Here is a 15202-nt window from a genome sequence, read left to right on the forward strand (position 1 = left end):
AGCCGCACCAGACCGGGGCTGACGCCGGTGGACAGCTGCTCCTCGGGGCTCAGCTGGGCGTGGGTGGTCGAGGCCGGGTGGATCACCAGCGAGCGCACATCGCCGATGTTCGCGACGTGGCTGTGCAGCTGCAGCGCGTTCACGAACGCCTTGCCGGCCTCGACGCCGCCGGCCAGCTCGAACGCCAGCACGGCCCCGGTTCCCTTGGGCGCCAGCTTCTTTCCGCGCTCGTACCAGGGCGAGCTGGGCAGCCCCGCGTAGTTGACGGACACGACGCCGTCATGGGCCTCCAAGAACTCGGCGACCCGCTGCGCGTTGGCGACGTGCCGCTCGACGCGCAGGCTCAGCGTCTCCAGGCCCTGCGCCACCAGGAACGCGTTGAACGGCGCGGCGGCCGACCCGAGGTCGCGCAGCAGCTGCACGCGGGCCTTGAGCGCGTACGCCGGCGGCCCCAGCTCGGCGAACACCACGCCGTGATAGCTGGGGTCGGGCGTGGTGAATCCGGGGAAGCGGCCCTGCGTCCAGTCGAAGGTGCCGCCGTCGACGATCACGCCGGCGATCGCGGCACCGTGCCCGCCCAGGTACTTGGTGGCCGAGTGCACCACGATGTCGGCGCCTTGGGTGAACGGCTGGATCAGGTAGGGCGTCGCGATGGTGTTGTCGACGATCAGCGGCACGCCGTTGGCGTGGGCGACCCCGGAAACCCCGGGCGTGTCGAGGATGTCGATCTGCGGGTTGGAGATGGTCTCACCGAAGAACGCCTTGGTGTTCGGGCGCACCGCGGCCTGCCACGAATCGAGGTCGTCGGGATCGTCGACGAAGCTGACCTCGATGCCGAGCTTCGGCAGCGAATAGTGGAACAGGTTGTAGGTGCCGCCGTAGAGTCGCGGGCTGGACACGATGTGATCTCCAGCACTCGCGAGGTTCAATATGGCGAATGTCTCAGCCGCCTGGCCGGAGGACAGGAACAGCGCGGCCACCCCGCCCTCGAGCGCGGCGATGCGTTGCTCGACGACATCGGTGGTCGGGTTGCCGATCCGGGTGTAGATGTTGCCCGGGACCTCGAGCCCGAACAGCGCGGCGGCGTGCGTGGTGTCGTTGAAGACGTAGGAAGTGGTCTGGTAGATCGGCAGGGCGCGGGCGTTGGTCGCGGGGTCGGGACTCTGGCCGGCGTGGACCTGTTTGGTCTCGAACGACCAGTGCGCGGTGGGATCTGCCTCGGGGCTGGTTTCGTTGTTTTCAGAGCTCACGTGCGGTGCTTTCTTCTCAGAAGGGCATGAATTCGGGTATCGGGAAGTGCGCATTCGAATTACCGACGGCAGACAAAGCCGCAGACAAAGCCATGCGAATGAGCTTGCTGAATGCGCATCACGTTTCCCCTCTAGTCAGGGGTCCGGTATGGCGGACCCGCGCTTGCCGCGCAGCCTGTGGCTACTAGACCTGGTCTTTCACCCGGGGCACCCCACCGCGGTTGGAGGGTTGCCGGCCAGCAAGCCGGGGCTTAGCGCTGGCGCTCATGACCGACGTGAAGCCTATCTCATAGCGGCTCGCCCATGCCAACAGAGAGCCAACAGACCGGCCCGCCTGCGGGTCGACACCTGTCCAAACACCCTTGATAACGTGGCAACCAGAACGCTGAGAACCGATCCAATGATGCCGGGAGATGGACCGTGTGCGCCGAACAGCCGACCGTCATCTACACGCTGACCGACGAGGCGCCGCTGCTGGCGACCTACGCATTCCTGCCGATCGTGCGAGCCTTCGCCGAGCCGGCGGGCATCAAGATCAAGACCAGTGACATCTCCGTGGCCGCTCGGATCCTCGCCGAGTTCGGCGACTACCTGACCGAAGAGCAGCGGGTGCCCGACGACCTGGCGGAGCTCGGCGAGCTGACGCAGCGGCCCGACACCAACATCATCAAGCTGCCGAACGTCAGCGCCTCGGTGCCCCAACTGATCGCCGCCGTCAAGGAGCTGCAGGGCAAGGGCTACCAGATCCCGGACTTTCCGCAGAGCCCGAAAACCGACGAGGACAAGGACATTCGCGCCCGGTACGGCAAGTGCCTCGGCAGCGCGGTGAACCCGGTTCTGCGGCAAGGCAACTCGGACCGGCGCGCGCCCAAGGCCGTCAAGGAGTACGCGCGCCGGCACCCGCACAGCATGGGGGAGTGGTCGCCGGCCTCGCGCACCCACGTCGCCACCATGCGACACGGCGACTTCTACCACGGTGAGAAGTCGATGACGCTGGACCGGGCGCGCAACGTGAAGATGGTGCTGCGGACCAAGGGTGGGGAGACCCTCGAGCTCAAGCCGAAGGTCGAGCTGCGCGACGGCGACGTCATCGATTCCATGTTCATGAGCAAGAAGGCCCTGGTCGAGTTCTACGAGGAACAGATGCAGGACGCCTACGAGACCGGCGTGATGTTCTCGCTGCACGTCAAGGCGACCATGATGAAGGTCTCCCACCCGATCGTCTTCGGCCACGCCGTGAAGGTCTATTACAAGGAGGCGTTCGCCAAGCACCAGGAGTTGTTCGACGAGCTGGGCGTCAACGTCAACAACGGGCTGGTCGACCTCTACGACAAGATCGAATCGCTGCCCGCGACGCAGCACGAGGAGATCATCCGCGACCTGCACGCCTGCCACGAACACCGCCCCGAGCTGGCGATGGTCGATTCGGCCAAGGGCATCACCAACTTTCATTCGCCCAGCGACGTGATCGTCGATGCGTCGATGCCGGCGATGATCCGCGCCGGCGGCAAGATGTGGGGCGCCGACGGGCGACAGAAGGACACCAAGGCCGTCAACCCGGAGTCGACCTTCTCGCGCATCTACCAGGAGATCATCAACTTCTGTAAAACCCACGGGCAGTTCGACCCGACGACCATGGGCACTGTCCCCAACGTCGGCCTGATGGCGCAGCAGGCCGAGGAATACGGCTCGCACGACAAGACATTCGAGATCCCCGAAGACGGCGTCGCCGACATCGTCGACCTCGACACCGGGGAAGTCCTGCTGACCCAGAACGTGGAAGAAGGCGACATCTGGCGGATGCCGATCGTTACCGACGAAGCGATCCGCGACTGGGTCAAGCTGGCGGTCACCCGGGCGCGGAACTCGGGTATGACGGTGGTGTTCTGGCTGGACACCGAGCGGCCGCACGAGGTCGAGCTGCGCAACAAGGTCAAGAAGTACCTCAAGGAGCACGACACCGAGGGCCTGGAAATCCAGATCATGCCGCAGGTGTGGGCCATGCGCTACACGATCGAGCGCGCGATACGCGGGCAGGACACCATCGCCGCGACCGGGAACATCTTGCGCGACTACCTCACCGACCTGTTCCCGATCCTGGAGCTCGGCACCAGCGCCAAGATGCTGTCCATCGTGCCGCTGATGTCCGGCGGCGGAATGTACGAAACCGGGGCGGGCGGTTCGGCGCCGAAGCACGTCCACCAGCTGGTCGAGGAAAATCATCTGCGCTGGGATTCCCTCGGCGAGTTCCTCGCTCTGGGAGCGTGTTTCGAGGACATCGGCATCAAGACCGACAACCCGCGCGCCAAGCTGCTCGGCAAGACGCTGGACGCGGCGATCGGCAAGCTGCTGGAGAACAACAAGAGCCCGTCACGCAAGACCGGCGAACTCGACAACCGCGGCAGCCAGTTCTACCTCGCGTTGTACTGGGCCGGGGAACTCGCCGCGCAATCCGATGACGACGAGTTGCGCGAGCACTTCGCCGCGCTGGCCGAGGAGTTGAGCAAAAACGAAGACGCGATCGTGGCGGAACTCGCGGAGGCGCAGGGCGAGCCGGTCGACATCGGCGGCTACTATCGCCCGGACCCGGACAAGACGACTGCAGTAATGCGGCCGAGCAAAACGTTCAACGAAGCGCTGGCAGCTTCGCAAGCTTCCCAGGGCTGAGAGCCGCGAGAAGAAAGTCGAGCTCGATATGTCTGACGAATCCAAGATCAAGGTCAAAGGCCCGGTGGTCGAGCTCGACGGCGACGAGATGACCCGCGTCATCTGGAAGCTCATCAAGGACATGCTGATCCTGCCCCATCTCGACATCAACCTGGAGTACTACGACCTGGGCATGGAGCACCGCGACCGCACCGACGACCAGGTGACGATCGACGCGGCCTACGCGATCAAGAAGCACGGCGTGGGCGTCAAGTGCGCGACCATCACGCCGGACGAGGCGCGGGTCCACGAGTTCAACCTGAAGAAGATGTGGCTCTCGCCCAACGGAACCATCCGGAACATCTTGGGCGGCACCATCTTCCGCGAGCCGATCGTGATCTCCAATGTGCCGCGCCTGGTTCCGGGCTGGACCAAGCCAATCGTCATCGGCCGGCACGCTTTTGGCGACCAGTACCGCGCGACCAACTTCAAGGTCGACAAGCCCGGCACCGTCACGCTGACGTTCACGCCGGCCGACGGCAGCGAGCCCATGGTGCACGAGGTGGTGTCCATCCCCGAGGACGGCGGCGTCGTGATGGGGATGTACAACTTCAAGGACTCCATCCGCGATTTCGCGCGCGCCTCGTTCGCCTACGGCCTGAACGCCAAGTGGCCGGTGTACCTGTCCACCAAGAACACCATCCTCAAGGCCTACGACGGCATGTTCAAAGACGAGTTCCAGCGCATCTACGACGAGGAATTCAAGGAGCAGTTCGAAGCCGAGGGCCTGACCTACGAGCACCGGCTCATCGACGACATGGTGGCGGCCTGCCTCAAGTGGGAGGGCGGCTACGTGTGGGCCTGCAAGAACTACGACGGCGACGTGCAGTCGGACACCGTCGCGCAGGGCTACGGCTCGCTGGGGCTGATGACGTCTGTGCTGATGACGGCCGACGGCAAGACCGTCGAGGCCGAGGCCGCGCACGGCACCGTCACCCGACACTTCCGGCAGTATCAGGCCGGCAAACCGACCTCCACCAACCCGATCGCCTCGATCTTCGCCTGGACCCGCGGCCTGCAGCACCGCGGCAAGCTGGACGACACCCCCGAGGTGATCGAGTTCGCCCAGAAGCTCGAAGAGGTCGTCATCGCCACCGTCGAGGACGGCAAGATGACCAAGGATCTCGCCATCCTCATCGGCCCCGAGCAGGAGTACCAGAACAGCGAGGAGTTCCTGAACTCCATCGCCGAGAACCTGGAAAAGGCCCTAGCCGGCTGACTCCTCGCGGCCCGCGACCGGGCAGTGCTCCTCGATGAATTCGGTGATCACCCGAGTGATGCGCTCGGGCGCCTCGAACATCGGAATATGCCCCACGCCGTCGAGCTTCGTGACCTGGTGACTGTCCTTGGGCAGCTGTTCGGTGAAATGCCGGCTGAACCGGGGGGACGGCAGGATCCGGTCCTTCTCGCAGATCACCAGATGGGCCGGGACGGCGTTCTGCGCGACCTCCCGCAGGCCGTGCAGCAACAGCGCCTTTACCAGCAGCTGGAAGTAGGCCGGGCAGTGCGCGACGTCGTCGATGCAGCCGAGCAGTTGAGCGTCGCTGACGCCGTCGGGCTTGGCGCTGATTGCGTAGGTGGCCAGTTGCCGGCTGAACGGCAGGCGCAGCACCTTTGGCCCGAACGCCCAGGCCGCCACCAACAGGGGGATGCCCAGAACGAACTTGGCGATCACCTCGAACTTCGCCGGGGTCCAGCGCGTCCAACCGCCGGCCGGGGCGATGCCGGTGACGGTGCGCGCCCGGCCGCGGCGCTCCAGCTCGAAGGCGACCCAGCCGCCCAGCGAGTTGCCCACGATGTGGGCGGTCTTCCAGCCCAGCTCGTCCATCTGCTGCTCGACGTGGTCGGCGAGCACCTCGGACGACAAGAACCAGGTCCCGGCCTTCGGGCCGCCGTTGTGGCCGGCCATCGTCGGAGCGAAGACCTCGTAGCGGCCGGTGTCGGCCAGTTGGCGCGCCACGTCCTCCCACACCGCCTGCGACAGCAGGAACGGGTGCAGCAGCAGGATCGGTTCTCCGGAGCCTTCTCGAGGACTGAGATGGATCGGCGGACGGCTCCCCACGTTGCTCCCCATCCAACCGACAGTAATGGCGGTACCGCCGGTACTGCAAACAACGGCCGGTCCGCGCGTGAAAAGATCGGGGAATCATGACCACCGCTACCGGATCCAGCCGGCTTTTCTCCGGCGTGCAGCCCACCTCCGATTCGCTTCACCTCGGTAACGCGCTGGGCGCGATCACCCAGTGGGTGGCGCTGCAAGACGACCATGACGCGTTCTTCTGCGTCGTCGACCTGCACGCCATCACCATCCCGCAGGATCCCGAGGCGCTGCGACGCCGGACCCTGGTCACCGCCGCGCAGTACCTGGCGCTGGGCATCGACCCCGAGCGCAGCACGGTGTTCGTGCAGAGCCACGTGCCCGCGCACACCCAGCTGGCGTGGGTGCTGGGCTGCTTCACCGGCTTCGGCCAGGCGTCGCGAATGACGCAGTTCAAGGACAAGTCCACCCGCCAGGGCAGCGACTCGACCACGGTGGGCCTGTTCACCTACCCGGTGCTGCAGGCGGCCGACGTGCTGGCCTACGACAGCGACCTGGTGCCGGTGGGCGAGGACCAGCGCCAGCACCTCGAGCTGGCGCGCGACGTCGCGCAGCGGTTCAACAGCCGCTTCCCGGACACCTTCGTCGTCCCCGACGTGCTCATCCCCAAGGTGACCGCCAAGATCTACGACCTGGCCGACCCGACGTCGAAGATGAGCAAATCGGCGGCCACCGATGCCGGGCTGATCAACCTGCTCGACGACCCGGCGTTGTCGGCCAAGAAGATTCGCTCCGCGGTGACCGACAGTGAGCGCGAGATCCGTTACGACACCGAGGCCAAGGCGGGCGTTTCGAACCTGCTGACAATCCAGTCGGCGGTCAGTGGGGTCGGCATCGACAAGCTCGTCGAGGGCTACGCCGGGCGCGGCTACGGCGACCTGAAGAAGGACACCGCCGAGGCCGTGGTCGAATTCGTCAGCCCGATCAAGGCGCGCGTCGACGAATTGATGGCCGACCGTGCCGAATTGGAGTCGGTGCTGGCGGCCGGGGCGCAGCGCGCCGAGGAGGTCGCCGGGAAAACCGTTCGGCGGGTTTACGATCGGTTGGGGTTCCTTCCGGTACGGGAATAGGGTCACGCATGAGCGAGCCGGCCAAGCCAGGCATCCTGGATCGGCTGCGTGCCCGGTTTCGATGGCTCGACCACGTCATGCGCGCCTATCAGCGTTTCGATGAGCGCAACGGTGGGTTCTACGCGGCCGGCCTCACCTACTACACGATCTTCGCGTTATTCCCCTTGCTGATGGTGGGTTTCGCGGCGTTCGGGTTCCTGCTGTCGCGCCGGCCGCAGCTGCTGGGCACGATCGACGACCACATCCGGTCCGCGGTGACCGGCGCGCTCTCGCAACAGCTGGTCGACCTGATGAATTCGGCGATCGACGCGCGAACCTCGGTCGGCCTGATCGGGCTGGCCACCGCCGCCTGGGCGGGCGTGGGCTGGATATCGCACCTGCGGGCCGCGGTGACCGAGATGTGGTGGGACAAGCGCATCGAGTCGCCGGGGTTCCTGCGCAACAAACTCTCCGACCTGCTGGCGATGGTGGGGACGTTCACCGTGGCGCTGGCCACCGTGGCGCTCAGTACGCTCGGGCACGAGGCGCCGATGGGCGCGGTGCTGAGATGGCTTGGCATACCGCAGTTTTCGGTGTTCGACTGGCTGTTCCGGCTGTTCTCGATCGTGATCTCGTTGTTCGTGTCGTGGCTGCTGTTCGCCTGGATGATCGCCCGGCTGCCGCGCGAGAAGGTCGACCCGGTCGCCTCGATGCGGGCCGGCCTGCTGGCGGCGATCGGCTTCGAGGCGTTCAAGCAGGTGGCGTCGCTGTATCTGCGGGCGGTGCTGCGCAGCCCCGCCGGGGTCGCCTTCGGCCCGGTGCTGGGCCTCATGGTGTTCGCCTACGTCACCGCGTACCTGGTGCTGTTCGCCGCCGCGTGGGCCGCCACCGCGTCCGACGACCCGCGGGCCAAGCACGTGGACCCCCCGCCGCCCGCGATCATCGCCCCGCGGGTGCAGCTGGACGAGGGGCTGTCCACGCGTCAGACGCTGACCGCGGTGGGCCTGGGAGCCGCCGGGGCGCTGGCGTTCTCCCGGCTGGCCCGCCGGCTGCTCACGCAGGGAAAATGACTCCTGCTTTACACTCGGTACGCGAGCAGCTGCGCAGCGCGCGGTGACCTGCGTCACACAAGGAGCTACCTGTCCCATGAGTACGGGCGAATTCGAGTTCGTCATCGTTGGTGCGGGCTTCAGCGGCATCGGCGCGGCGATCCAGCTCAATCGGCTCGGCTACCAGGACATCGTCATCCTCGACCGCGAGGACGACCTCGGTGGCACGTGGCATGTCAACCGGTACCCGGGCCTTGCCGTCGACATCGCGTCCACCACCTACTCGTACTGGTTTGAACCCAACCCGTATTGGTCCCGCCTGTTCGCCCCCGGCCCCGAATTGAAGCGATACGCCGAGCACGTCGCCGACAAATACGACGTGCGCCGCTATATGCGGTTCAACACGGTCGTCGAAGGCGCGCGCTGGGACGAGGACGCGCACCGGTGGCGGGTGGAGTTGGCGGGCGGCGAAACGCTGACGGCGCGTTTCCTTATCACCGCGACCGGGTTCCTATCGCAGCCGCGTACCCCGGACATTCCCGGCATCGAGAGTTTCGCCGGCAAGGTCATCCACACCACAGCCTGGGACGACGACTACGACCTCGAGGGTCGCCGCGCGGCAATCATCGGAACCGGGGCGACGGCGGTGCAGTTGATCCCCGTGCTGGCCGGCAAAGTCGCCGACCTTACCGTGTATCAGCGGACGGCGATCCATGTGGTTCCCAAGATCGACTTCGCGATTCCCGCGTGGCTGCAGCGGGTGTTCGCCCGGGCGCCGAAGGTGCAGCGGCTCGTTCGGCATCTGACCGACTTCTTCTTCGAAATCATGATCGTGACGGGCGTGCTGCATTTCCGCACATTCCGACGGCTGACCATCGTCGCCGCGGACCTGGCCAAGATCAGCCGGTTCGTCTCGATACGGGACAAGGAGCTGCGCCGCAAGCTGACGCCCGACTACGACTTTGGCTGTAAGCGGCCCACGTGGTCCAACAGCTACTACCGCACCTTCACCGAACCGCACGTGCACTTGGAGACCAACAGCATCGAGCGGATCGAACCCGACGGCATCGTCACCGCCGACGGGCGCAAGACCGTGATCGACACCCTGGTGCTCGCCACCGGTTTCGATTTGTGGGACGCCAACTTCCCGGCGATCGAGATGATCGGCCGGCAGGGCCGAAACCTCGGAAAGTGGTGGCGCGAGAACAGGTTCCAGGCCTATCAGGGAATGTCCGTCCCGTACTTCCCGAACTACCTGAGCCTGGCCAGTCCGTACGGGTTCTGCGGCCTCTCGGTCTTCAACAACGTGGAATACCAGATGCGGCACATGGACCGGCTTTTCGGTGAGCTGCAGCGGGTGGGCGCGACCGAGTTCGAGGTGACCGAGGAAGCGAACACCCGCTTCCTGGACCAGATGACCGAGCTCCTCGACGACACGATTTTCTACGCCGGCAACTGCGCCACCTCGCGGTCGTACTACTTCAACAGCAGCGGCGAAGCGAGTCTGCTGCGGCCGACGCCGACGGAAAACGCGGTCGAGGAAGCGTCAAGCTTCCCGTTGAGTGACTACGCGATCCGCTAACCCGCCAGCCATTCGCCGCGCACCATGACGGCGCTCACCTGACAGGCGCCGTCCAGCACAACCAGATTCGCGTCGTAACCGGCCCGCAGGACGCCTACCCGCTCGAGCCCCAGCGCGCGCGCCGGCGTCGTCGCCGTCATCGCCACCGCGGCGACCAGCCCCGCGTCTCCCGCGTCCGAGGCCGCCGCGTCGCGGAAGAGCCGATCCATGGTGGCGGTGCTGCCGGCGATCGTCGACGTCCCGTGCACCCGCGCGACGCCGGACACGACGTCGACCGGCACCGCGCCGAGCCGAAACGTACCGTCGGCGCAGCCGGCCGCGGCCAGCGCGTCGGTGACCAGCGCGACGCGGTCGGGCCCCGCGGCCGCGACGACGGCGCGCGCCACCTCGGGGTGCACGTGCACGCCGTCGGCGATGAGCTCGACGGTCACCCCCGGGTCGCGCAGCAGCGCGAGGGCGGGCCCCGGTTCGCGGTGGTGCAGCGGCGGCATCGCGTTGAACAGGTGGGTGCCGACCGTGGCGCCCGCGGCGATGGCCCGTTGGGTCTGCTCGTAGGTCGCGTCGGTATGGCCCACGGCCACAACCACATTCGCGTCCAGGAACCGCCGGATCGCGTCGTCGGCTCCCGGCAGTTCCGGCGCCAGCGTGACGATCCGGACGGCGCCGCCGCCGGCGGCGAGCACGGCGTCGATCTCTCTCGCGTCCGGGTGGCGCATCCGGGTGGGGTCGTGCGCCCCGCACCGGGCCGGGCTCAGCCACGGCCCCTCCAGGTGGATGCCCGCGATGGTGCCCCGTTGGGCGGCCGCGGCGAGCGCGCGGACGCCGGCGATCAGCTCGGCCGGCGCGGCGGTGACCAGGCTGGCGAGCGTGGTGGTGGTGCCGTGCCGCCTGTGAAAGTGCGCGGCCGCGTCGATGGCGTCGGGCGCGATGGAGGCCTCGGTGTAGGAGGCGCCGCCCCCGCCGTGCACGTGCATGTCGACAAAGCCCGGCACCACAACGGAATCCGGGAAGTCGCGGTCGGCCGGCCCGGGCGGTGGGCCCGTGCCGCACGCCCGGATCCGACCGTCGGACGTCTCGAGCCATCCCGGCCGGCAGACCTGCCCGTCGAGAACCATCGTCCCCGCCGAGATCAGTCCCATCGACCGCCGTTCTCCCAGAAGTGCCTGATGTCCTCGAGCTGGCGCCCCTTGGTTTCCGGGGCATAGCGGTAGACGAAGCCGAAGGCGATCAGCGTGAGGACCACGAAAACCGCGAAAGTCCCCGCGCCGCCCAGCGAATGCAACAGCGTCAGGAATATGGCGGCGATGATCGCGTTGCCCACCAGGTTGGAGGTGAGCATGGTGCTGGAACCGATGGAGCGCAGCCGCGTCGGGAAGCTCTCGCTGGCGTACACCCAGCCCAGCGAACCGAAACCCGCGGTGTAGCCGAAGATGAACAGCAGGATGCCGGCGAACCCGAAGACCAGGCCGGCGCCGCCCAGGCGGCCCTGGGCGAAAACGGCCATCAGGACGAGGTCGGCCGCGATCATCATGGCTATGCCGCACAACAGGATTGGGCGCCGGCCCACCCGGTCGACCAGCAGCAGCGACGTGCCGACCGCCGCCAGCCCGGCGATCTGCACGAGCGCCGGCAGGGCCAGCAGCGCGAAATTGCCGGTGAAGCCCATCGCCTCGAATATCCGTGGGCTGTAGTAAATGATCGCGTTGATGCCGGTGATCTGAATCAGGAAGCCGAGCGTGACCACGAAGACCGTCGCCCGCCGATACGGCGGTCGCAGCATCTCGGAAAAGCCGCCACTGCCTTCGCTCAAGGCGGTTGCTATCTCGGCCAGCTCTTCATCGGTGTTCGCGGTCGGCTCCGCGCGCAGCAGCGCGGCGCGGGCGTCGTCGACCCTGCCCTTGAGCACATACCAGCGGGCCGTGTCGGGCATCCGAATCAGCAAGGGCAGCAGCAGCATTGCGGGCAGGGCGGCCAGTCCCAGCATCCACCGCCAGGCGTGCGCGCCGGCCAGCAGGTAACCCGTCAGGTAGCCGACGACGAGTCCGCTGACGATCGCAAGCTGATACGCCGTCAACAGCGAGCCCCGCACCGCGGCCGGGGCCGACTCCGCCACGTACACCGGCACCACTACCACCGTCACGCCGATCGTCAGGCCCAGCAGGAAGCGCGCCGCCAACAGCATCGGCAGCGAGACCGAGAACGCACCAACAAGCGCGAACGCCGCGTAGGCGACGAGGATCGCCACCACCGATTTCTTGCGGCCGATCGCGTTGGCGAGCACACCGGCGCCGAGCGCGCCGACGATCTGGCCGATCACCACCATCGTCGTCAGCAGCTCCTGCTGCCGGGTGGTGAGCCCGAAGTCGTCGGTGACGAACAGCTGCGCGCCGGCGATGATCGACAGGTCATAGCCGTAGATGACGCCGACGCTGGCGGCGGTGAGTCCGAGCGGCAGCCCCCGCCGTGATCTCAACGGTGCTGCGGTCGGCGGTTCATTGAGCGTGCGACCATGATCAAACTAAACACGATGACGGTGCCGATCGCGGCGACACCCACCCGCACCGGCAGCGCGTCCGCCGCCGGCATCAGCGGGGCGGCCTGGGCGCCTGGTCGGTCGGCGGCGCCGTCGTGCCGGGCCGGCATCAGCGACGGGTCGGGTTCGATCAGCGTGCCGACCTGGGTGCCCTGCGGCGTGGAAAACCCGTAATCCAGCAGGTGCGCCGCCTGCTCCCACGGCGCGATCGGCTGCCGGGTCCCGTGCAGCAGCACCGCCACCAGCCGCCGCCCGTCGTGGTTGGCCGCGCCCACGAACGTCTGCCCGGCGTCGTCGGTGTAGCCGGTCTTGCCGCCCAGCGCGCCCGGGTACTTGTAGAGCAGCTGGTTGTCGTTTTCCAGCTCGTAGCCAGGATGGTCGCCGTGGCCGGGGAAGTTGAAGGTCCGGGTCGCGACGATGTCGGCGAAGGTGGGGTTCTGCCAGGCGTAGCGGTAGAACAGGCCGATGTCGTAGGCCGACGTGCTCATGCCGGGGCCGTCCAGCCCCGACGGGGTCGCCACCCGGGTGTCGCGGCCGCCGAGCTTGGCGGCCAGCACGTTGATCTTCTCCAGCGCCTGCTGCATCCCGCCCAGCTGCACCGCCAGCGCGTGCGCCGCGTCGTTGCCGGAGTGCATCAACAGGCCGTGCAGCAACTGGTTGACGGTGAACACGCCGCCCTCGGTCACGCCGACCTTGGTGCCCTCGGCGGCCGCGTCGTCGGCGGTGCCCTCCACGGACTTGTTGAGCGGCAGCGCGTTGATGGACGCCATGGCGACCAGCACCTTGATGATGCTGGCGGGGCGGTGCCGGGCGTGCGGGTCCTTCGCGGCGATGACGGCGCCGCTGTCCAGGTCCGCCACCAGCCAGGCGTCGGCCGACACGTCGCCCGGCAGCGGCGGCGTCCCGGGGGCCGCGACGACGCCGCAACCGCCCAGCGCCTCGCCGCCGACCGGCTTGGGGGGCACCGCCAGCGGGATCGGCGGGTCACCGGCGGCCGGGACCTCCGAGGAGTCCACCGCGGGCGGCGTGTTCACCTGATACGGGCAGTTCGGCGGACCGGCGTTGGGGCCCGGGGCCGGTTCGGCGGACGCGAGCGGCGCAGCGATCGGCGCGGCGGCCAAGCCGCCGGTCAGGAAAACCACCGCTGCCAGGCACGACGCGGAACGTAACAGGCTCATTGTGTGAGCAGACTAGGCGATCCGGCACCGAATTTCGGGGAGCCGCGCTGTGACTGATAGGGCGGATGTTACAAAGCCGCCCGCGTGCCGGGGTGCGGCGCCGGCCCAGTACGCTGACACCATTCAAAGCAACGGGTTTTGGTCGAAATGGCGGCGCGACGGCGACGGTCCGCGGTCGCTGGAGCAGCTGCTCAAACAGGTCGAGAAGGGCACCCAGGTTCGCAGTTCCGGGCACGAGCGAATCCTGGAAGAGCTGAAGTCGCATCGCGACAGCGCGGAGGGCGCCGACCTGAAGTCCGCGCTGACCTGGCTGTGCAACGCGCAGACCCGGCTGGGCAGCGACCCGACCACGGCCCATTCCCGCGAGGTGCTGCTGGCCGCCTACGAGGTCAAGCGGGTCCTCGCTACAGCCGGCCCGACTCCTCGCTGAGAACACCCCGCAGGGTGGCCTCGATGGTGTCGAACTCGGGTTGGCCGCTGATCAACGGCGGCGCCAGCAAAATCACCGAGTCGCCGCGGTCGTCGGTGCGGCAGTACATCCCGGCCTCGAACAGCGCCGCGGACACCCGGGGCAGCAGGGCCCCGCGTTCGTCGTCGGTGAAGGTCTGCTTGGTCGCCTTGTCCTTGACCAGTTCGACGCTGTAGAAGTACCCCTCGCCGCGCACGTCGCCGACGATGGGCAGGTCGTAGAGCTTCTCCAGGGTGGCGCGGAAGCTGGGCGCGTTCTGTTTGACGCGCTCGTTGAGGCCCTCGCGTTCGAAGATGTCGAGGTTGGCCAGCGCCACCGCCGCCGACACCGGGTGCCCGCCGAACGTATAGCCGTGCGGGAACATGGTTTTGGCGTCGTTGAACGGCTCGAACAACCGCTCGCTGGCGATCATCGCGCCCAGCGGCGAGTAGCCCGACGTCAGCCCCTTGGCGCAGGTGATCATGTCGGGCACGTAGCCGAAGTCTCCGATGTCTGATGAACAGGCGAACATCGCCCCGATCCGGCCGAAGGCGCAGATCACCTCGTCGGAGACCAGGAGCACGTCGTAGGAGTCGCAGATCTCGCGCACCCGCTCGAAATAGCCTGGGGGAGGCGGGATCGAGCCGCCCGCGTTCTGCACCGGCTCCAGGAACACCGCGGCGACGGTCTGGGGTCCCTCGAACTCGATCGCCTCGGCGATCCGGTCGGCGGCCCAGCGCCCGAACGCCTTGGGGTCGTTGGCAAACGGCTCGGGCGCGCGGTAGAAGTTCGTGTTGGGCACCCGGAAGCCGCCCGGGGTCACCGGCTCGAACGGCGCCTTGTACTTCGGCAGGCCGGTGATCGCCAACGCGCCCTGGGTGGTGCCGTGGTAGGCGACCGCCCGCGAAATCACCTTGTGCTTACCGGGTTTGCCGGTCAGCTTGAAGTACTGCTTGGCCACCTTCCAGGCGGTCTCGACGGCCTCGGTGCCGCCGGTGGTGAAGAAGATCCGGTTCAGGTCGCCCGGGGCGTAGTGGGCCAGGCGCTCGGCGAGCTCGACCGCGGGCGGGGTGGCGTAGCCCCACAGCGGGAAGTACGCCAGGGTGCTCGCTTGGCGGGCGGCGACCTCGGCGAGTTCGGCGCGCCCGTGACCGACCTGGACCGTGAACAGCCCGGACAGCGCGTCAAGGTAGCCCTTGCCGCGGTCGTCGAAGATCCTGACGCCCTCGCCGCGGGTGATGATCGGCGGCGCGATGCCGGGGCCGTGCCGGGCGAAGTGCAGCCACAGGTTGTCAGTCATCTCGTCCGC

The 15202-nt window shown here is 67.5% G+C and carries 12 protein-coding genes and 1 riboswitch; of the genes, 6 read left to right on the forward strand and 6 right to left on the reverse strand.

Going from position 1 to position 15202, the window contains the following annotated elements; translation table 11 throughout:
- On the reverse strand, nucleotides 1–1250 hold a 1250-nt coding region (locus A5712_RS15335), incomplete at its 3' end, for a bifunctional o-acetylhomoserine/o-acetylserine sulfhydrylase (RefSeq protein ID WP_068106712.1).
- Between the two features lie 154 nt (nucleotides 1251–1404).
- Nucleotides 1405–1522: riboswitch (SAM riboswitch) on the reverse strand.
- 148 nt (nucleotides 1523–1670) lie between these two features.
- On the opposite strand from A5712_RS15335, the gene A5712_RS15340 reads away from it, so the two are divergent.
- Nucleotides 1671–3917: an NADP-dependent isocitrate dehydrogenase gene (locus A5712_RS15340; protein ID WP_068106715.1), complete on the forward strand. Its 2247-nt coding sequence runs from the start codon at nucleotides 1671–1673 to the stop codon at nucleotides 3915–3917.
- A gap of 28 nt (nucleotides 3918–3945) precedes the next feature.
- Nucleotides 3946–5175 (forward strand): NADP-dependent isocitrate dehydrogenase, encoded by a 1230-nt coding sequence (locus tag A5712_RS15345; protein WP_068106717.1) that lies wholly within the window; start codon nucleotides 3946–3948, stop codon nucleotides 5173–5175.
- Here A5712_RS15345 and A5712_RS15350 read toward each other — a convergent pair.
- Entirely contained in the window at nucleotides 5164–5961 is a 798-nt protein-coding gene (locus A5712_RS15350) for an alpha/beta fold hydrolase (RefSeq protein WP_068106777.1), read from the reverse strand. The two genes, A5712_RS15345 and A5712_RS15350, sit on opposite strands and share 12 nt — an antisense overlap.
- 143 nt (nucleotides 5962–6104) lie before the next feature.
- Between A5712_RS15350 and trpS the strand changes: the two genes are divergently transcribed.
- From trpS to A5712_RS15365, 3 genes are all read left to right on the forward strand, one after another.
- Nucleotides 6105–7124, forward strand: a complete 1020-nt coding sequence (gene trpS / locus A5712_RS15355) for a tryptophan--tRNA ligase (RefSeq protein ID WP_068106721.1) — start codon at nucleotides 6105–6107, stop codon at nucleotides 7122–7124.
- An 8-nt stretch (nucleotides 7125–7132) separates the two neighbouring features.
- The gene (gene yhjD / locus A5712_RS15360) at nucleotides 7133–8173 is read left to right on the forward strand and encodes an inner membrane protein YhjD (RefSeq protein ID WP_068106724.1); all 1041 of its coding nucleotides are present in this window, start codon (nucleotides 7133–7135) and stop codon (nucleotides 8171–8173) included.
- A 76-nt stretch (nucleotides 8174–8249) separates the two neighbouring features.
- The gene (locus A5712_RS15365; RefSeq protein ID WP_068106727.1) at nucleotides 8250–9734 is read left to right on the forward strand and encodes an NAD(P)/FAD-dependent oxidoreductase; all 1485 of its coding nucleotides are present in this window, start codon (nucleotides 8250–8252) and stop codon (nucleotides 9732–9734) included.
- Here A5712_RS15365 and nagA read toward each other — a convergent pair.
- Genes nagA through A5712_RS15380 form a run of 3 tightly spaced genes read right to left on the reverse strand, consistent with a single transcriptional unit; the run spans nucleotide 9731 to nucleotide 13445 of the window.
- Nucleotides 9731–10873 carry an N-acetylglucosamine-6-phosphate deacetylase gene (gene nagA, locus A5712_RS15370; RefSeq protein WP_068106730.1) on the reverse strand — a complete coding sequence of 381 codons (1143 nt, stop codon included), beginning with the start codon at nucleotides 10871–10873 and terminating at the stop codon, nucleotides 9731–9733. The genes A5712_RS15365 and nagA overlap by 4 nt on opposite strands.
- A complete protein-coding gene (locus tag A5712_RS15375; protein ID WP_068106734.1) occupies nucleotides 10864–12207 on the reverse strand; it encodes a sugar porter family MFS transporter in 1344 nt (447 codons plus the stop codon). Before A5712_RS15375 ends, nagA begins: the two co-directional genes overlap by 10 nt.
- The gene (locus A5712_RS15380; RefSeq protein ID WP_068106737.1) at nucleotides 12204–13445 is read right to left on the reverse strand and encodes a D-alanyl-D-alanine carboxypeptidase family protein; all 1242 of its coding nucleotides are present in this window, start codon (nucleotides 13443–13445) and stop codon (nucleotides 12204–12206) included. Before A5712_RS15380 ends, A5712_RS15375 begins: the two co-directional genes overlap by 4 nt.
- Nucleotides 13446–13623: 178 nt before the next feature.
- Between A5712_RS15380 and A5712_RS15385 the strand changes: the two genes are divergently transcribed.
- The gene (locus A5712_RS15385; protein WP_068106779.1) at nucleotides 13624–13875 is read left to right on the forward strand and encodes a hypothetical protein; all 252 of its coding nucleotides are present in this window, start codon (nucleotides 13624–13626) and stop codon (nucleotides 13873–13875) included.
- On the opposite strand, the gene A5712_RS15390 is transcribed toward A5712_RS15385, so the two are convergent.
- Nucleotides 13850–15193 carry an aspartate aminotransferase family protein gene (locus A5712_RS15390; RefSeq protein WP_068106739.1) on the reverse strand — a complete coding sequence of 448 codons (1344 nt, stop codon included), beginning with the start codon at nucleotides 15191–15193 and terminating at the stop codon, nucleotides 13850–13852. The two genes, A5712_RS15385 and A5712_RS15390, sit on opposite strands and share 26 nt — an antisense overlap.
- Nucleotides 15194–15202: the final 9 nt, after the last annotated feature.

The organism is Mycobacterium sp. E2327 (assembly GCF_001672675.1).
Taxonomy (GTDB): domain Bacteria; phylum Actinomycetota; class Actinomycetes; order Mycobacteriales; family Mycobacteriaceae; genus Mycobacterium.

Coding starts and splice junctions, on each gene's coding strand:
- A5712_RS15390 (WP_068106739.1), bottom strand. CDS start 15,193: ATGACTGACAACCTGTGGCTGCACTTCGCCCGGCACGGCCCCGGCATC.
- A5712_RS15345 (WP_068106717.1), top strand. CDS start 3,946: ATGTCTGACGAATCCAAGATCAAGGTCAAAGGCCCGGTGGTCGAGCTC.
- A5712_RS15380 (WP_068106737.1), bottom strand. CDS start 13,445: ATGAGCCTGTTACGTTCCGCGTCGTGCCTGGCAGCGGTGGTTTTCCTG.
- trpS (WP_068106721.1), top strand. CDS start 6,105: ATGACCACCGCTACCGGATCCAGCCGGCTTTTCTCCGGCGTGCAGCCC.
- yhjD (WP_068106724.1), top strand. CDS start 7,133: ATGAGCGAGCCGGCCAAGCCAGGCATCCTGGATCGGCTGCGTGCCCGG.
- nagA (WP_068106730.1), bottom strand. CDS start 10,873: ATGGGACTGATCTCGGCGGGGACGATGGTTCTCGACGGGCAGGTCTGC.
- A5712_RS15365 (WP_068106727.1), top strand. CDS start 8,250: ATGAGTACGGGCGAATTCGAGTTCGTCATCGTTGGTGCGGGCTTCAGC.